This window comes from Gordonia sp. GN26, assembly GCF_054823965.1.
Genome location: NZ_JSYC01000173.1, coordinates 1 through 403, shown reverse-complemented (window position 1 = coordinate 403; position 403 = coordinate 1). Strand labels below are relative to the sequence as shown.

1 protein-coding gene is annotated in these 403 nt (G+C 68.0%); it reads left to right on the top strand.

Annotated elements, in window-relative coordinates; all coding sequences use genetic code 11:
- The coding region (locus OK17_RS22165) for a DUF222 domain-containing protein (protein ID WP_461418778.1) at positions 1–403 on the top strand (403 nt) is incomplete at both ends.

Sequence of the window (403 nt, the reverse complement as noted above, 5' to 3'; positions counted from 1 at the left end):
CACCCCCGCCGACATCGCTGCCCTCGGTGCGCGGCTGCTGGCCCACCTCGATCCCGATGGCACACTCGCCGACGACACCGACCGCACACGCCGACGCAACCTGTCAGTCCACCGCCAACGCGTCGACGGCACCGCCAAACTCACCGCCAACCTCACCCCCGAACTCCTTGCCCGGGTCACCATGCTGCTCGCCGTCTGGGCCAAACCGGGCATGAACAACCCCGACGACCCCAACTCCCCACACGGATCGATCGAAGACGCCGACCCAGAGGTTGTTGCCGCGGCTACTGAGCGCGATGACCGCACCCCCGCCCAGCTCAACCACGACGCCGTCAACGCACTCCTCAAAGCCGTCTTCGACGACGGCCTCCTCGGTAAGAGTCACCGCGGGTTGCCGACCCAG